This window comes from Burkholderia sp. MSHR3999, assembly GCF_000833595.1.
In the GTDB taxonomy this organism is placed as follows: domain Bacteria; phylum Pseudomonadota; class Gammaproteobacteria; order Burkholderiales; family Burkholderiaceae; genus Burkholderia; species Burkholderia ubonensis.
In genome coordinates this window covers 2,259,445-2,272,895 of the sequence record NZ_JRFO01000007.1, presented here as the reverse complement: position 1 = coordinate 2,272,895, position 13,451 = coordinate 2,259,445, and the positions used below count along the sequence as shown (strand labels likewise).

Sequence of the window (13,451 nt, the reverse complement as noted above, 5' to 3'; positions counted from 1 at the left end):
ACGGTTCTCCTTTTTCGTGACTCAAAACACCGGGTTGTAGCGGCCGAGCTCGACCTGCACCGACTTGATCCGAGTGTAGTGCTCGAGCGTCGTGATGCCGTTCTCCCGTCCGACGCCGGATTGCTTGTAACCGCCAACCGGCATCTCGGCCGGCGATTCGCCCCACGTGTTGATCCAGCAGATGCCCGCTTCGAGGCGGTGGATCGTGCGGTGCGCGCGCGACAGGTTCTCGGTCACGACGCCGGCCGCGAGCCCGAAGTGCGTGTCGTTCGCGCGGGCGATCACTTCGTCCTCCGATGCGAATTCGAGGATGCTCATCACCGGCCCGAAGATTTCCTCGCGGACGATCCTCATGTCGTCGCGGCAGTCGCCGAACACGGTCGGCGCGACGTACTGGCCGTTCGCGAAGTGGCCGTCGGTCAGGCGCGCGCCGCCCGCGAGCAGCTTCGCGCCCTCGGCCTTGCCGCTCTCGATGAAGCCGAGCACCTTGTCGAGCTGCGCGGCGGACACGAGCGGGCCGAAGTTGGTGTCGGCATCGGTCGGCTTGCCGACGCGGATGCGCTTCACGCGTTCGAGCACGCGCTCGGTGAATGCGTCCTTGACCGAGCGGTGCACGAACACGCGCGTGCCGTTGGTGCAGACCTGGCCCGAGCTGAAGAAGTTGGCGGTCACCGCGATGTCGGCGGCGCGGTCGAGGTCGGCGTCGTCGAACACGATCAGCGGCGACTTGCCGCCGAGCTCCATCGTCACTTCCTTCAGCGACGAGGCCCCTGCGAGCGACATCACCTTCTTGCCGGTCTCGACGCCGCCGGTGAACGACACCTTCGCGATGTCCGGATGGCCGGTGAGCAGCGCGCCGACCGAGCCGTCGCCCTGCACGACGTTGAACACGCCGGCCGGCACGCCGGCTTCCGTGTAGATCTCCGCGAGCTTCAGCGCCGACAGCGGCGTCACTTCGCTCGGCTTGAACACCATCGCGTTGCCGGCCGCGAGCGCGGGGGCCGTCTTCCAGCACGCGATCTGGATCGGGTAGTTCCACGCGCCGATGCCCGCGCATACGCCGAGCGGCTCGCGGCGCGTGTAGACGAACGACTCGGCGCGCAGCGGCACCTGCAGCCCTTCGATCGTGGTCGCGAGGCCCGCGTAGTACTCGATCACGTCCGCGCCGGTGACGATGTCGACCGCGAGCGTTTCGGCGATCGGCTTGCCGGTGTCGCGCGTCTCGAGCGCGGCGAGTTCGTCGTTGCGCTCGCGCAGCAGCTCGACCGCGCGGCGCAGGATGCGCGAGCGCTGCATCGCGGTCATCGCCGCCCATTCGCGCTGGCCTTCGCGCGCGGACGCGACCGCGCGGTCGACGTCGGCGGCGCTCGCCTGCTGGACCTGCGCGAGCAGCTCGCCGGTGGCCGGATCGAAGGTGTCGAAAGTCTTGCCGCTGGTGGCGTCGACGTAGCCGCCGCCGATGTAGAGGCGCTGCAAACCGCGCGGTAAACCGATTACGGACATGAGGATCTCCTTGGTGGGGCGACCGTGCGCCGCGTCACGCCGACGCGAGCAGCAGATCGATGTAGTCGTGGGCGAGCTTCAGCGCCGCCCGGGTGTCGAACGGGCCGCCGGCGAGCGCGCCGCGCAGCCACAGGCCGTCGATCAGCGCGGCGAGGCCGCTGGCGGCTTCCCGCGCCTTCGCGCGCGGCAGCGCTTTCGCGAACTCCGCGCACAGGTTCGAGTAGAGGCGCCGCGTGTTGACGTGCTGCAGGCGCTTGAGTGCCGGCTCGTGCATGCTCTGCGACCAGAACGCGAGCCACGTCTTCATCACGGGCGCGCTGATCTGCGTGTCGTCGAAGTTCGCGGCGACGATCGCGCGCAGCCTCGCGCGCGGGTCCTTGCGCGCGGCGACGCGGCGGCGCGTGGTGGCCGACCACAGGTCGCGCAGCACGTGCCGCATCGTCGCTTCGAGCAGGCCGTCCTTGTCGCCGAAGTAGTGGCTGACGATGCCGGTCGAGATGTTCGCGCGCTGCGCAACCGACGCGAGCGTCGTGCCGGGCAGGCCCGCTTCGTCGATCGAGCGCAGCGTCGCATCGATCAACTGCGCGCGGCGGACTTCCCGCATTCCCACTTTCGGCATCGCGACTCCTTGTGCACGGACGGCGGATGGATGGAAGCCGAGAGCTTAGCGGTTTTTTATTGAACGTTCAATCAATAAAAAAACTGGGGTCTGAGGGAAAGCGGGAGAGGCAGCGGGCGACCGATGCGGCGCAAGCAATGTGCGGTTGCGGAAAATGAAATCGTAAGACTTTTAATTAAAGCGAAGTTTGTTTAAAACGGGATTCTGAACTGAACGAATTGGTTAACGAATAGCGGGATATTTTCGGATTGCTTCTCAATGAAAGAATGTTGATGCGGACGATTTTAGTGGCGCTGCGGAAAACGAAGAAACATTCGAATGGAAGAGGGGCGGATGAGGCGCGTTGCCGAAACTCGTTTAAAACGTTGTAACACATTGAATATTAACGAATACTGATGCTGTTTCCGGTTTGGTGATGCTGCAATGGAAACGATTTCCGGCCAGCGCTGTGCCATTCCGCATACCATAAAAAATGCGGAAAAAATTTGAATCCGGCGTATTCCCTGCCTGAGTAGAGGGGATATTTGGTGCGGCTTGAGTAATCAATTTGACGCGTATTAACATTGCGCCGCATTGACGTGAATCAATCGACGCAGCCGAACCTGACGCAGTGCGTCGGCGACAGCGCGATCGAGGCTCGCGCCGGGGGGGCCGGCGCGTGGCCGTCGCGCACGCGTGCGCGTGCAGCACGCAACCATGCCGAGACGCCGAATCCACCGGGAGAACGACGATGCCGACGGAAAAACACGTGGTCCCGCTGCCGAATGGCCTGAAGGTTTACGTCGAGCGCCAGATCTTCGATCCGGCCTTCGACTCGGCCATTCTCGTCAACGGCGCGCTCGCGACCACCGCGTCGTTCGGGCAGACCGTCCAGTATCTCGGCGAGCGGATGAACACGATCTGCTTCGACCTGCCGTATGCGGGGCAGTCGCGCCAGCACAATCCGGGCTGCTTCGTCCTGACGAAGGACGACGAGGTCGAGATCCTGCAGCACCTCGTCGAGCGCTTCGCGCCCGCGTTCCTCGTGTCGGTGTCGTGGGGCGGCGTCGCGTCGCTGTTCGCGCTCGCGCGCGGCTGCCCGAGCGTGCGGCGCGCGGTGATCTGCTCGTTCTCGCCGTTCCTCAACGACGCGATGGTCGACTACGTGACCCGCGCGCGCGACCACATCGCCGCCGGCGAGAACCTGAAGGCCGCGCAGTTGCTCAACGATACCGTGGGCCGCTACCTGCCGCGCATCATGAAGCTGTACAACTACCGCTACCTGACGCGGCTGCCGCGCGACGAGCAGGACCAGGTGGCGTTCCACGTCGACCAGATCCTGTCGCTGCAGCCCGAGCGCTACCTGAGCGAGTTCTCGAACATCCGCTGCGAGCTGAAGTTCGTCAACGGCGCGCTCGACGAATACACGACGCCGGCCGACGTCCGCCGGCTCGCCGCGCACGTGCCGCGCGCGCAGTTCGCGACGATACCGGCCGCCGGGCATTTCCTCGACATCGAAGGCCGCGCGCAGCGCGAGAGCACGCGCGCGGAGCTGCTCGGCTTCCTCTGCGGCGCCGCGCAGGCCGCGGCCGGCGAGTCGCCCGACGTGCCGCAGGCATGCGTGAACGCGCCGTGGCCCGCGCTGTCGTCGTGACGCCGCGCAGCCATCCGTTTCTCCACTCCACACGAGGCAGGCCAGCCGTGAATATCGTTCAGAGCATCGCCATCGTCGTTCCGTGGGCCGCGTGGCTCGCCTACTGGATCGCCACGTCGAAGGCCGTGAAGGCGACCGTGCGCAAGGAGGCGTCGCGCTCGCGCACGCTGCAGTCGATTCCGCTGATCGCCGGCGGCGCGCTGATCATCCTGCCCGACCCGACGTGGCAGGCGCTCACGCCCGACTGGCAGCGCTTCGGCCTGCAGTCGGCAGCCGGCCTCGCCGTGCTGATCGCCGGGCTGCTGTTCTCGGTGTGGGCGCGGCGGCATCTCGGCACGAACTGGAGCGTGTCGGTCACGCTGAAGGACGGCCACGAGCTCGTTCGCAGCGGCCCGTACGCACTCGTTCGGCATCCGATCTATACGGGCTGCCTGCTCGCGCTCGCCGGCGCCGCGCTGCTCGGCGGCGAGTGGCGCGGCGCGCTCGGCGTGCTGCTCGTGTTCGCGTCGCTCGCCTACAAGGTGCGCGTCGAGGAGAGCTGGCTGACCGGCCATTTCGGGGCGGCCTACGCGCAGTACCGCCGCGAGGTCGCGGCGCTGATCCCCGGCTTCTACTGACTCCCGCGAGGCGCCCGATGGCGAAGGTAATCGTGACCGCGATCGGTTCGGCGGGCGACGTGCATCCGCTGCTCGGCATCGCGCGCGCGCTGGCGGCGCGCGGCCACGCGATCGTGTTCTGCACGCATCCGCCGTTCGAGGCGGCCGCGCGGCGCTTCGGCTTCGCGTTCGTGCCGGTCGGCACCGCCGCCGAATACGACGCGGCGATGGCGAATCCGGCGCTGTGGAACCCGCGCACGTCGTTCCGCACGCTGTGGCAGGTGATCGCGCCGGTGCTGCGGCCGCACTACGACGCGCTGCGCGCGCTGACGGATGCGGACACCGTGCTCGTCGGCACGCTGTGGGCGTTCTCCGCGCGCTTCATGCAGGAGCTGCACGGCACCCCGTATGTGTCGGTGCAGGTGTCGCCGTCGACGCTCCTGTCCGCGCATGCGCCGCCGACGCACCCGCGCCTGACGATTCCCGCGCGCTGGCCGCTGCCGGTGAAGTCGGCGCTGATGACGCTGATCGAGCGGCTCGTGCTCGATCGCGTGTGCGGCCCCGCGCTGAACGCCGTGCGCGCGGACCTCGGGCTGCCGCCCGCGCGGCGCGTGCTCGGCCGCTGGCTGCACTCGACCGACGGCGTGCTGTGCCTGTTTCCCGACTGGTTCGCGCCGCCGCAGCCGGACTGGCCCGCGCAGCATCTGCAAAGCGGCTTTCCGCTGTTCAATGACGTCGGCGAGCGCGACGACGATGCCGAACTCGATGCGTTCCTCGCGGCGGACGAGCCGCCGGTCGTGTTCACCGCCGGCTCCACGCTCGTCGATCACGCCGCGTATGCGCGCGCCGTCGGCGAAGCGCTGCGCGCCACCGGCGCGCGCGGCATCCTGCTGACGCCGGCGGATGCGTCGACTGATGCGCTGCCGGGCGACGGCCGCCTGCTCGTGCGGCGCTTCGTGCCGATGCGCACGCTGCTGCCGCGTTGCCGCGCGCTCGTGCACCACGGCGGCATCGGCACCGCGGCACTCGCTTACGAGGCCGGCATTGCGCAGGTGGTGACGCCGTTCGCGCACGACCACTTCGACAACGCGCAGCGCATCGCGCAGAGCGGCTGCGGCGTGCGCATCGATGGTCCGGTCGACGGCGCGCGGCTCGGCGCGGCGCTGCGTCGCGTGCTCGACGATCCCGGTTTCGCGGCGCAGGGCGCGCGGGTGCGGGCGCGGATCACCGGCGCGGTGAACGGGTGCGAGCGCGCGGCGGATTTCATCGAGCGGTTCGCGCCGGAGCCGGGCCGCATGCCCGGGCCGTCCGCGCCGGCCGCCGTCGCCGCGGCAGGCGCATGAGCACCGCTTCGTCGCGGCACGCCGCGAGCGCCGCCCCGGCCGTGCCGAACGTCGCGCCGGCGGCGCAGGCCGCGCGCCCGCTGCGCGGCGCGCGCCTCGCGCTGCTGACGTTCGCGCTGTCGCTCGCGACCTTCATCGAAGTGCTCGATTCGACCGTGACCAACGTTGCGGTGCCGGCGATCTCGGGCAGTCTCGGCGTGTCGAACAGCCAGGGCACCTGGGTGATCAGCTCGTATTCGGTCGCCGCCGCGATCGCGGTGCCGCTCACCGGCTGGCTCGCGCGCCGCATCGGCGAGCTGCGGCTGTTCGTCGGCGCGGTGCTGCTGTTCACGCTGACGTCGCTGCTGTGCGGCCTCGCGCGCGACCTGCACGTGCTGGTCGTGTGCCGCGCGCTGCAGGGGCTGTTCTCCGGGCCGATGGTGCCGCTGTCGCAGACGATCCTGCTGCGCGCGTTCCCGCCCGAGAAGCGCACGGTCGCGCTCGCGCTGTGGGCGATGACGGTGCTGCTCGCGCCGATTTTCGGGCCGGTGGTCGGCGGCTGGATCATCGACAGTTTCTCGTGGCCGTGGATCTTCCTGATCAACCTGCCGATCGGCATCTTCTCGTTCGCGGTCTGCACCGCGATGCTGCGGCCCGACGCGCAGCGCGGCGCGGCCGGCCCGATCGACGTGCCGGGCATCGTGCTGCTCGTGATCGGCGTCGGCGCGCTGCAGGCGGTGCTCGACCTCGGCCACGACGAAGGCTGGTTCGGCTCGCCGCTGATCGTCACGCTGGCGATCGTCGCGGGCATCGCGATCGTGTCGCTGCTGATCTGGGAAGCGGGCGAAGCGCATCCGGTGGTCGAGCTGAGCCTGTTCCGCGACCGCACGTTCTCGTTCTGCGTGCTGATCATCTCGCTCGGGATGATGAGCTTCTCGGTGGTCGGCGTGGTGTTCCCGCTGTGGCTGCAGGCGGTGATGGGCTACAACGCGTTCCATGCGGGGCTCGCGACCGCGCCGCTCGGCATCCTCGCGCTGGTGTTCTCGATCCTCGTCGGGCTGCACGCGCACCGCTTCGACGCGCGCGTGCTCGCGACCTTCGGCTTTCTCGTGTTCGCCGGCGTGCTCGCGTGGGACGCGCACTTCACGCTGAAGATGACGTTCGCGCAGATCGTCACGCCGGGGCTGATCCAGGGCATCGGGCTGCCGTGCTTCTTCATTCCGCTGACCGCAGCGACGCTGTCGCGCATCCCCGACGACAAGCTCGCCGCCGCGTCGAGCCTGTCGAACTTCCTGCGCACGCTGTCGGCCGCGTTCGGCACCGCGATGAGCGTGACGCTGTGGGACAGCCGCGCGACTTATCACTACGACGTCGTGTCGCAATCGGTTACGCAGGCCGCGGCGAACACGCAGCGCTTCGTGCACACGCTCAACGCGATGGGCATCGACGGCACGCGCGAACTGACGACGCTGCACCGCATCGTGCAGCAGCAGGCGTACATGATGGCGACGGGCGACATGTTCTGGATGGCGAGCATGACGTGCCTCGTGCTCGCCGCGATGATGTGGCTCACCCGGCCGAAGCGGGGCGCGGCGGCGTCCTTCGGTCATTAGGAACGCGTTCCTTGGAGGCAACATGACGGCACTCGGCGCGCTCGTGATTCTCTACCACCCGACCGACGCACAGCTCGCATCGCTCGACGCGCTGCGGCGCGCGAGCGACGCGCTGCTCGTCGTCGACAACTCGCCGCAGCCGGACGCGCGGGCCCGCGAAGCATGCGCGCGCGACGGCATCGCGCTGCTGCATCACGGCAACCGCGGCGGCATCGCGGGCGCGTTCAACGCGGGGCTCGCCGCGCTGTTTCGCGAGCGGGTCGACGCGGTCGCGCTGTTCGACCAGGATTCGACGGCGCCGGACGCGTATTTCCCGGCGATGCGCGACGTCTGCGCGGGGCTCGCGCCGCGCGCGTTCCTGGCCGGCCCGCGCATCTTCGACGAGAACGCGCGCAGCTTCCTGCCGGAGCTGTCGACCAACGGCATCACGCTGCGCCGCCTGAACATCGAGCCGGGCGCCGCGATGCAGCGCTGCGCGTTCCTGATCTCGTCGGGCTGCGTCGTGTCGCGCGACGCCTACGACACGCTCGGCCCGTTCGACGAGACGCTCTTCATCGATCACGTCGACACCGAATACTGCTTGCGCGCGCTCGCGCGCAACGTGCCGCTCTACGTCGTGCCGTCGCTGGTGCTGACGCACCGGATCGGCGCGAAGCGGCGCCATGCGCTCGGCCCGTTCGCGATGACGTCGATGAATCACCCATGGCAGCGGCGCTATTACAGCGCGCGCAACGCCGTGCAGCTCGGCATCCAGTACGGCCTGCGCTTTCCGGTGGCGATCGTGCCGAACCTGCTCACGCTGTGGCAGATCGTGCAGATCGCGCTCGTCGAGCGCGACAAGCGCGCGAAGCTCGGCGGCATCGTGCTCGGCATCGCCGACGGGCTGTTCGGCCGGCTCGGCCCGCTCGAGCGCACGCGCCCGCGGCTGGCCGCGCGGGTGCCGCACGTGCGGCAAGGATGAGGGCGGCGATGCGGCGTTCGAGGAGGATGACCGGCCGGACGGCCGGCGTGCTGGCGGCATTGCTGGCGTTGAGCGGCTGCGCGCCGTCGGGGTTCCTGCCGTCGCTGTCGTTGCGCGCGCCGGCCGACGACGCGCTCGCGCGCACGGCCGGCCCCGGCGCGGCCGGCGCATGGCCCGCGCCGGACTGGGTCGCGCAGTTGCAGGACCCGCAGCTCGATCAGCTGGTCGCGGAGGCGCTGCAGCAGAATCCGGACCTGCAGGTCGCGCAGGCGCGGCTGCGGATCGCGCAGGCGCAGCTGCAGCAGTTCGACGCGCTGACCGGGCTGACCGGCACCGCCGGCGCGACGGTCAATCGCGCGCGCATGCCGCAGCCGGGCGACGTCGCCGACGTGACGATCGGCGGCTACAAGGTGCCGGTGCAGATCTTCGGCGATCCGGCCGCGTCGCCGTCGTCGGTGTTCGTCGCGCTGAACTACCAGCTCGACCTGTGGGGCAGGAACAAGGCCGCGACGAAGAGCCTGATGTCGCTGCGCGACGCGGCGCGCGTCGAGGCCGACCAGGTGCGGCTTGCGATGTCGACCGCGATCGTCGCCGTCTACTGCCAGCTCGACCAGGCCTATGCGGCGCGCGACCTGCTGCAGCAGAAGCTGAAGGTCAGCCAGCGGGTCACGACGGTGCTGCGCGAGCGCACCGCGCGCGGCATCGACAACGCGTACGACGCAAGCGACGCGTCGATCAAGCGCAGCCGCCTGCTCGGGCAGATCGCGCTGAACGACGAGCAGATCAAGCTCGCGCAACTGCAGCTCGGCGTGCTGTCGGGGCGCGGGCCGGAGCGCGGCCTCGCGCTGCAGCGGCCCCACGTCGGCAAGTTCGGTGACGCGGCGCTGCCCGCGCGGCTGCCGGCCGACCTGCTCGGCCGCCGGCCCGACATCGTCGCCGCGCGGCTGCGCGTCGAGGCTGCGTATGCGAACGCCGACGCGACGCGCGCGCAGTTCTTTCCGGACGTGAACCTCATCGGGCTCGGCGGCGTGTTCGCGCTGACGCCCGCGTCGCTGTTCTCGCGCGACGCGCTGGCGGGCTCGGTCGGCCCGGCGGTGTCGCTGCCGATCTTCGATCGCGGGCGGCTGAAGGCGAAGCTCGGCGCGGACGTCGCGCAGGCGGACGTCGCGATCGGCTTGTACAACAAGACCGTCGACGACGCGCTCGGGCAGGTCGCGCAGCTCGTCACGTCGCTGCAGACCTCGCAGACGCTCGTCGCGCAGCAGCAGGACGCGGTGGCCGCCGCGCAGAAGATCGTGCAGATCGCGGCCGACCGCCACCGGCGCGGGCTGCTGATGCAGAAGGACGTCGACGTCGCGGAGCTGACGCTGATCGACGAGCGCGCGCAGCTGATCGACCTGCTCGGCAAGCAGCGCACGCTGCGCGTCGGGCTGATCGGCGCGCTCGGCGGCGGCTTCGACGCGGGCGCGACGCCGAACGCGCCGGCGAAACGCGGCGCCGCGTCCGCGAGCCGGAAGGCGACCGCGCACGCAACGCCGACGGCCCGGAGCGTGGCCGACGCGCCGTCGAATCCGATGTTCCAGCACGACCGACTGGTCGTCACGCAAAGCAACTGAATGCACCACGACAACCTTCACACCGCTCCGATGCCGGCATCGCAGGCCGATGCCGCGCTCGACGAACGGCGCGCGACGCGCCGCAGGCGCTTTCTCGTGTTCTTCGCGGTCGTGCTGCTGGCCGCCATCGCGTGGCTTGCCGTGTGGTGGCTCCGCGACCGCTACTACGAGGAAACCGACGACGCCTACGTGGCCGGCAGCATCGTGCAGATCTCCGCGCAGGTGCCGGGCACGGTCATCGACGTGCTGGCCGGCGACACGCATCCGGTGCGCGCCGGGCAGGTGCTCGTGCGGCTCGACGACACGGAGGCGTCGGTCGCGTTCGCGCAGGCGAAGGCGCAGCTCGCGCAGGCGGTGCGGCAGGTCGCGAACGCGAAGATCTCGAACACGATGTACGTGGAGGCGGTGAATGCGCGGCGCGCGGATCTTGCGCTCGCGCAGCGCGCGCTCGCGGCGCGCGCGGGCGCATCGGTCGAGATCGTCGCGCCGGAGGAGCTCGCGCGCGCCCGCGCGGCGGTCGCCGGCGCGCAGGCGAATCTGGCGGCCGCGCAGGCCCAGCTCGACGCGGCGCGCGCGCTCGGCAGCAGGCTGCCGGTCGACGAGAGCCCGGCCGTCGTGCAGGCGGCCGCGCAGTTCAAGCTCGCGTACCGCAACCTGAAGCGCACGACGATCGTCGCGCCGGTCGACGGCACCGTCGGCCAGCGCGCGGTGCAGGTCGGGCAGCAGGTCGGGCCCGGCGTGCCGCTGATGTCGATCGTGCAGTTGAAGCGCCTGTGGGTCGAGGCGAACTTCAAGGAGGGGCAGATCCGGCACATGCGGGTCGGCCAGCCGGTCGAGATCGTGTCGGACATCTACGGCGCGCGGGTCGTCTATCGCGGCCGCGTGCAGGGGTTTTCGGCGGGCACGGGCAGCGCGTTCTCGATGCTGCCGTCGCAGAACGCGGCGGGCAACTGGATCAAGGTCGTGCAGCGCGTGCCGGTGGTGATCTCGATCGAGCCGGCCGACCTTGCCGCGCATCCGCTGCGGGTCGGGCTGTCGATGCGGGCGAGCGTCGATACGCACGAGCGCGGCGGGCACGCGCTCGACGGCGAGCCGCCGACGCCGGCCGACAGCACGCGCGTGCACGACGGCGTGGCGAGCGAAGCGGAAGCGGCCGCCGCGGCGGTGATCCGCGAAAACCAGGGCGGGTGAGCGGTCCGCTCGCGCAAAAAACGGTCGCCTCGCTCATCCACTTTCCCCGGCCGCCGATGTCGGCACGATTCAAACGCATGTCGCGTTTGAGACATCGGCGCACCCATGTCCCGGACTACTCTCGAACGGCACGCTGTCGTGTGCGGCAGCGCCATCCAACGAGACATGGAGACAATGCGATGAGCAGCAATCGAGGAGTCGTATATCTTGGGCCGGGCCAGGTCGAGGTGCAGAAGATCGACTATCCGAAGATGGTCGATCCGAGCGGCCGCGCGATCGGCCACGGCGTGATCCTGAAGGTGGTCAGCACGAACATCTGCGGCTCGGACCAGCACATGGTGCGCGGCCGCACGACGGCGCCGGTCGGGCTCGTGCTCGGCCACGAGATCACCGGCGAGGTGGTCGAGGTCGGCCGCGACGTCGAGACGCTGAAGATCGGCGATCTCGTGTCGGTGCCGTTCAACGTCGCGTGCGGCCGCTGCGCGATGTGCAAGGAAACGCATACCGGCGTGTGCCTGAACGTGAACCCGTCGCGCGCGGGCGGCGCATACGGCTACGTCGACATGGGCGGCTGGATCGGCGGGCAGGCCGAGTACGTGCTGGTGCCGTACGCGGACTTCAACCTGCTGAAGTTCCCCGACCGCGATCAGGCAATGGCGAAGATCCGCGACCTCACGTGCCTGTCGGACATTTTGCCGACCGGCTATCACGGCGCGGTGAGCGCGGGCGTGAAGCCCGGCTCGACGGTCTACATCGCGGGCGCGGGCCCGGTCGGGATGGCGGCGGCCGCGTCGGCGCGCCTGCTCGGCGCGGCGGTCACGATCGTCGGCGACATGAACGCGGAGCGTCTCGCGCACGCGCGGGCGATGGGCTTCGAGACGGTCGACCTGTCGCTGGACGCGTCGCTCGGCGAGCAGATCGCGCAGATCCTCGGCAAGCCGGAGATCGATTGCGCGGTGGACTGCGTCGGCTTCGAGGCGCACGGCCACGGCTCGTCCGGCCACTCGGAGGAAGCGCCCGCGACGGTGCTGAACTCGCTGATGGAAATCACGCGGCCGGCGGGCGCGATCGGCATTCCGGGCCTGTACGTGACCGACGATCCGGGTGCGAAGGACAAGGCCGCGCAGCACGGCAGCCTGAGCATCCGCTTCGGGCTCGGCTGGGCGAAGTCGCATTCGTTCTTCACGGGCCAGACGCCGGTGCTGAAGTACAACCGCAACCTGATGCAGGCGATCCTGTTCGACCGGCTGCCGATCGCGCAGATCGTCAACGTCACGGTGATCTCGCTCGACCAGGCGCCGGAAGGCTACAAGAAGTTCGACGGCGGCGCGCCGCGCAAATTCGTCATCGACCCACACGGGTTGCTGGCGGCGTAACGCGGCTGAAGGCACGGTAGACGAAGAGGGCCGGGGCGGTCGAACGCTCCGGCCCTCCGTGCATGCGGACCTAATGCCCGTGATAGAGCCGCGTAGCGTGCATCCCGTTCGACGCCTGCTGTTGCCGCGCCGGCTCGGGGCGCGCCGGCGCGGGGCGCGCTGGCTCGGGGCGCGCTGGCTCGGGGCGCGCTGGCTCGGGGCGCGCGTCGACGGGGCGGATCATCGGCGGTGCGGGATGTGTCACGGAGGGCCTGTTCCGCAGTTCCGCGGTGCGGATCGGCGCGGCATGCGCCCGTGCGCAGCCGGGTGCGGCATGGGCCTTGCACGGCCGCGCAGCAACCATCGTGCCCGGCGCGCGCGCGGCGCTCGCATGCCGCACGCCGGCCGGCGCCGCGCTTGCGATCTTTCGGTCCGCGGGTTGATCCACGCTCGGGCCGACGGCCGAGTCGGCCGCGAGTTGCTCTTCGTCGAGCGCATGAAACGGATAGGCCGGCAGCTCCAGCGGCAGCAGCGGTAGCGCCGGATCGCCGGGCAGCGACACCAGCGGTGACGCCAGGTCCGCCGGCGTGTGCAAATCGCCGATGATCGCCGATGCACTCGGCAGGTTCGGTGCGCGGCAGGCGGGGTCCGCCTGGCACATCCTGTCGAGCGCGACGTAGCCGCCGAACACCAGCACGAGCGTCGCGAGGCTCAGCATCGGCGCCGACGACGCGCGCGGCTGATGGATCGCGGCGTGATGCAGAAAACGTGCGATGCGCGCAGGCCAGCTGTCGAACGATGGCCGCGCCGGGCTGCCGGCACGCGCATCGAACGGCCAGTTCCACTTCCCGCATACGGGGCAATGCTCGAGCGCGCGGAAAGCGACGAAGCCGCACTGACTGCAGCGATAACCGGCCGCCTGTCGCGATCTTGCATGCGCGTTCAGCGCACCCTTCACGGTGTCGCGCGCGATGACTTTCCGGCTGAGCAGGACTTGCATCGTTCGACGAGGACGGACCCGCCCGACTGACCGAACGCAATC

At 69.9% G+C, this 13,451-nt stretch carries 11 protein-coding genes; 8 read left to right on the top strand and 3 right to left on the bottom strand.

What is annotated here, in order from left to right:
- Positions 1–21 precede the first annotated feature (21 nt).
- Both betB and betI read right to left on the bottom strand, forming a co-directional pair.
- A complete protein-coding gene (gene betB / locus KY49_RS33355; protein WP_042588493.1) occupies positions 22–1,503 on the bottom strand; it encodes a betaine-aldehyde dehydrogenase in 1,482 nt (493 codons plus the stop codon).
- A 34-nt stretch (positions 1,504–1,537) separates the two neighbouring features.
- Positions 1,538–2,122, bottom strand: a complete 585-nt coding sequence (gene betI / locus KY49_RS33350; protein WP_042588492.1) for a transcriptional regulator BetI — start codon at positions 2,120–2,122, stop codon at positions 1,538–1,540.
- Positions 2,123–2,852: 730 nt separating this feature from the next.
- Between betI and KY49_RS33345 the strand changes: the two genes are divergently transcribed.
- From KY49_RS33345 to fdhA, 8 genes are all read left to right on the top strand, one after another.
- Positions 2,853–3,755: an alpha/beta fold hydrolase gene (locus KY49_RS33345; RefSeq protein ID WP_042588491.1), complete on the top strand. Its 903-nt coding sequence runs from the start codon at positions 2,853–2,855 to the stop codon at positions 3,753–3,755.
- A 47-nt stretch (positions 3,756–3,802) separates the two neighbouring features.
- Positions 3,803–4,372: a methyltransferase family protein gene (locus tag KY49_RS33340; RefSeq protein ID WP_042588490.1), complete on the top strand. Its 570-nt coding sequence runs from the start codon at positions 3,803–3,805 to the stop codon at positions 4,370–4,372.
- A 17-nt stretch (positions 4,373–4,389) separates the two neighbouring features.
- On the top strand, positions 4,390–5,694 hold the full coding sequence (locus KY49_RS33335; RefSeq protein WP_042588489.1) for a glycosyltransferase: 1,305 nt from the start codon (positions 4,390–4,392) through the stop codon (positions 5,692–5,694).
- Positions 5,691–7,286, top strand: a complete 1,596-nt coding sequence (locus tag KY49_RS33330) for a DHA2 family efflux MFS transporter permease subunit (RefSeq protein WP_042588488.1) — start codon at positions 5,691–5,693, stop codon at positions 7,284–7,286. The genes KY49_RS33335 and KY49_RS33330 overlap by 4 nt, the downstream gene beginning before the upstream one ends.
- 22 nt (positions 7,287–7,308) lie before the next feature.
- Complete coding sequence (locus KY49_RS33325; protein WP_042588487.1) at positions 7,309–8,247, top strand: glycosyltransferase family 2 protein; 939 nt, start codon at positions 7,309–7,311, stop codon at positions 8,245–8,247.
- Positions 8,244–9,863 carry an efflux transporter outer membrane subunit gene (locus KY49_RS33320; protein ID WP_042588486.1) on the top strand — a complete coding sequence of 540 codons (1,620 nt, stop codon included), beginning with the start codon at positions 8,244–8,246 and terminating at the stop codon, positions 9,861–9,863. Before KY49_RS33325 ends, KY49_RS33320 begins: the two co-directional genes overlap by 4 nt.
- The gene (locus tag KY49_RS33315) at positions 9,864–11,054 is read left to right on the top strand and encodes an HlyD family secretion protein (RefSeq protein WP_042588485.1); all 1,191 of its coding nucleotides are present in this window, start codon (positions 9,864–9,866) and stop codon (positions 11,052–11,054) included. It abuts the gene before it with no gap.
- A 179-nt stretch (positions 11,055–11,233) separates the two neighbouring features.
- Positions 11,234–12,430: a formaldehyde dehydrogenase, glutathione-independent gene (gene fdhA / locus KY49_RS33310; protein WP_010089917.1), complete on the top strand. Its 1,197-nt coding sequence runs from the start codon at positions 11,234–11,236 to the stop codon at positions 12,428–12,430.
- A gap of 70 nt (positions 12,431–12,500) precedes the next feature.
- On the opposite strand, the gene KY49_RS33305 is transcribed toward fdhA, so the two are convergent.
- Positions 12,501–13,409 (bottom strand): hypothetical protein, encoded by a 909-nt coding sequence (locus KY49_RS33305; RefSeq protein ID WP_052495826.1) that lies wholly within the window; start codon positions 13,407–13,409, stop codon positions 12,501–12,503.
- Positions 13,410–13,451: the final 42 nt, after the last annotated feature.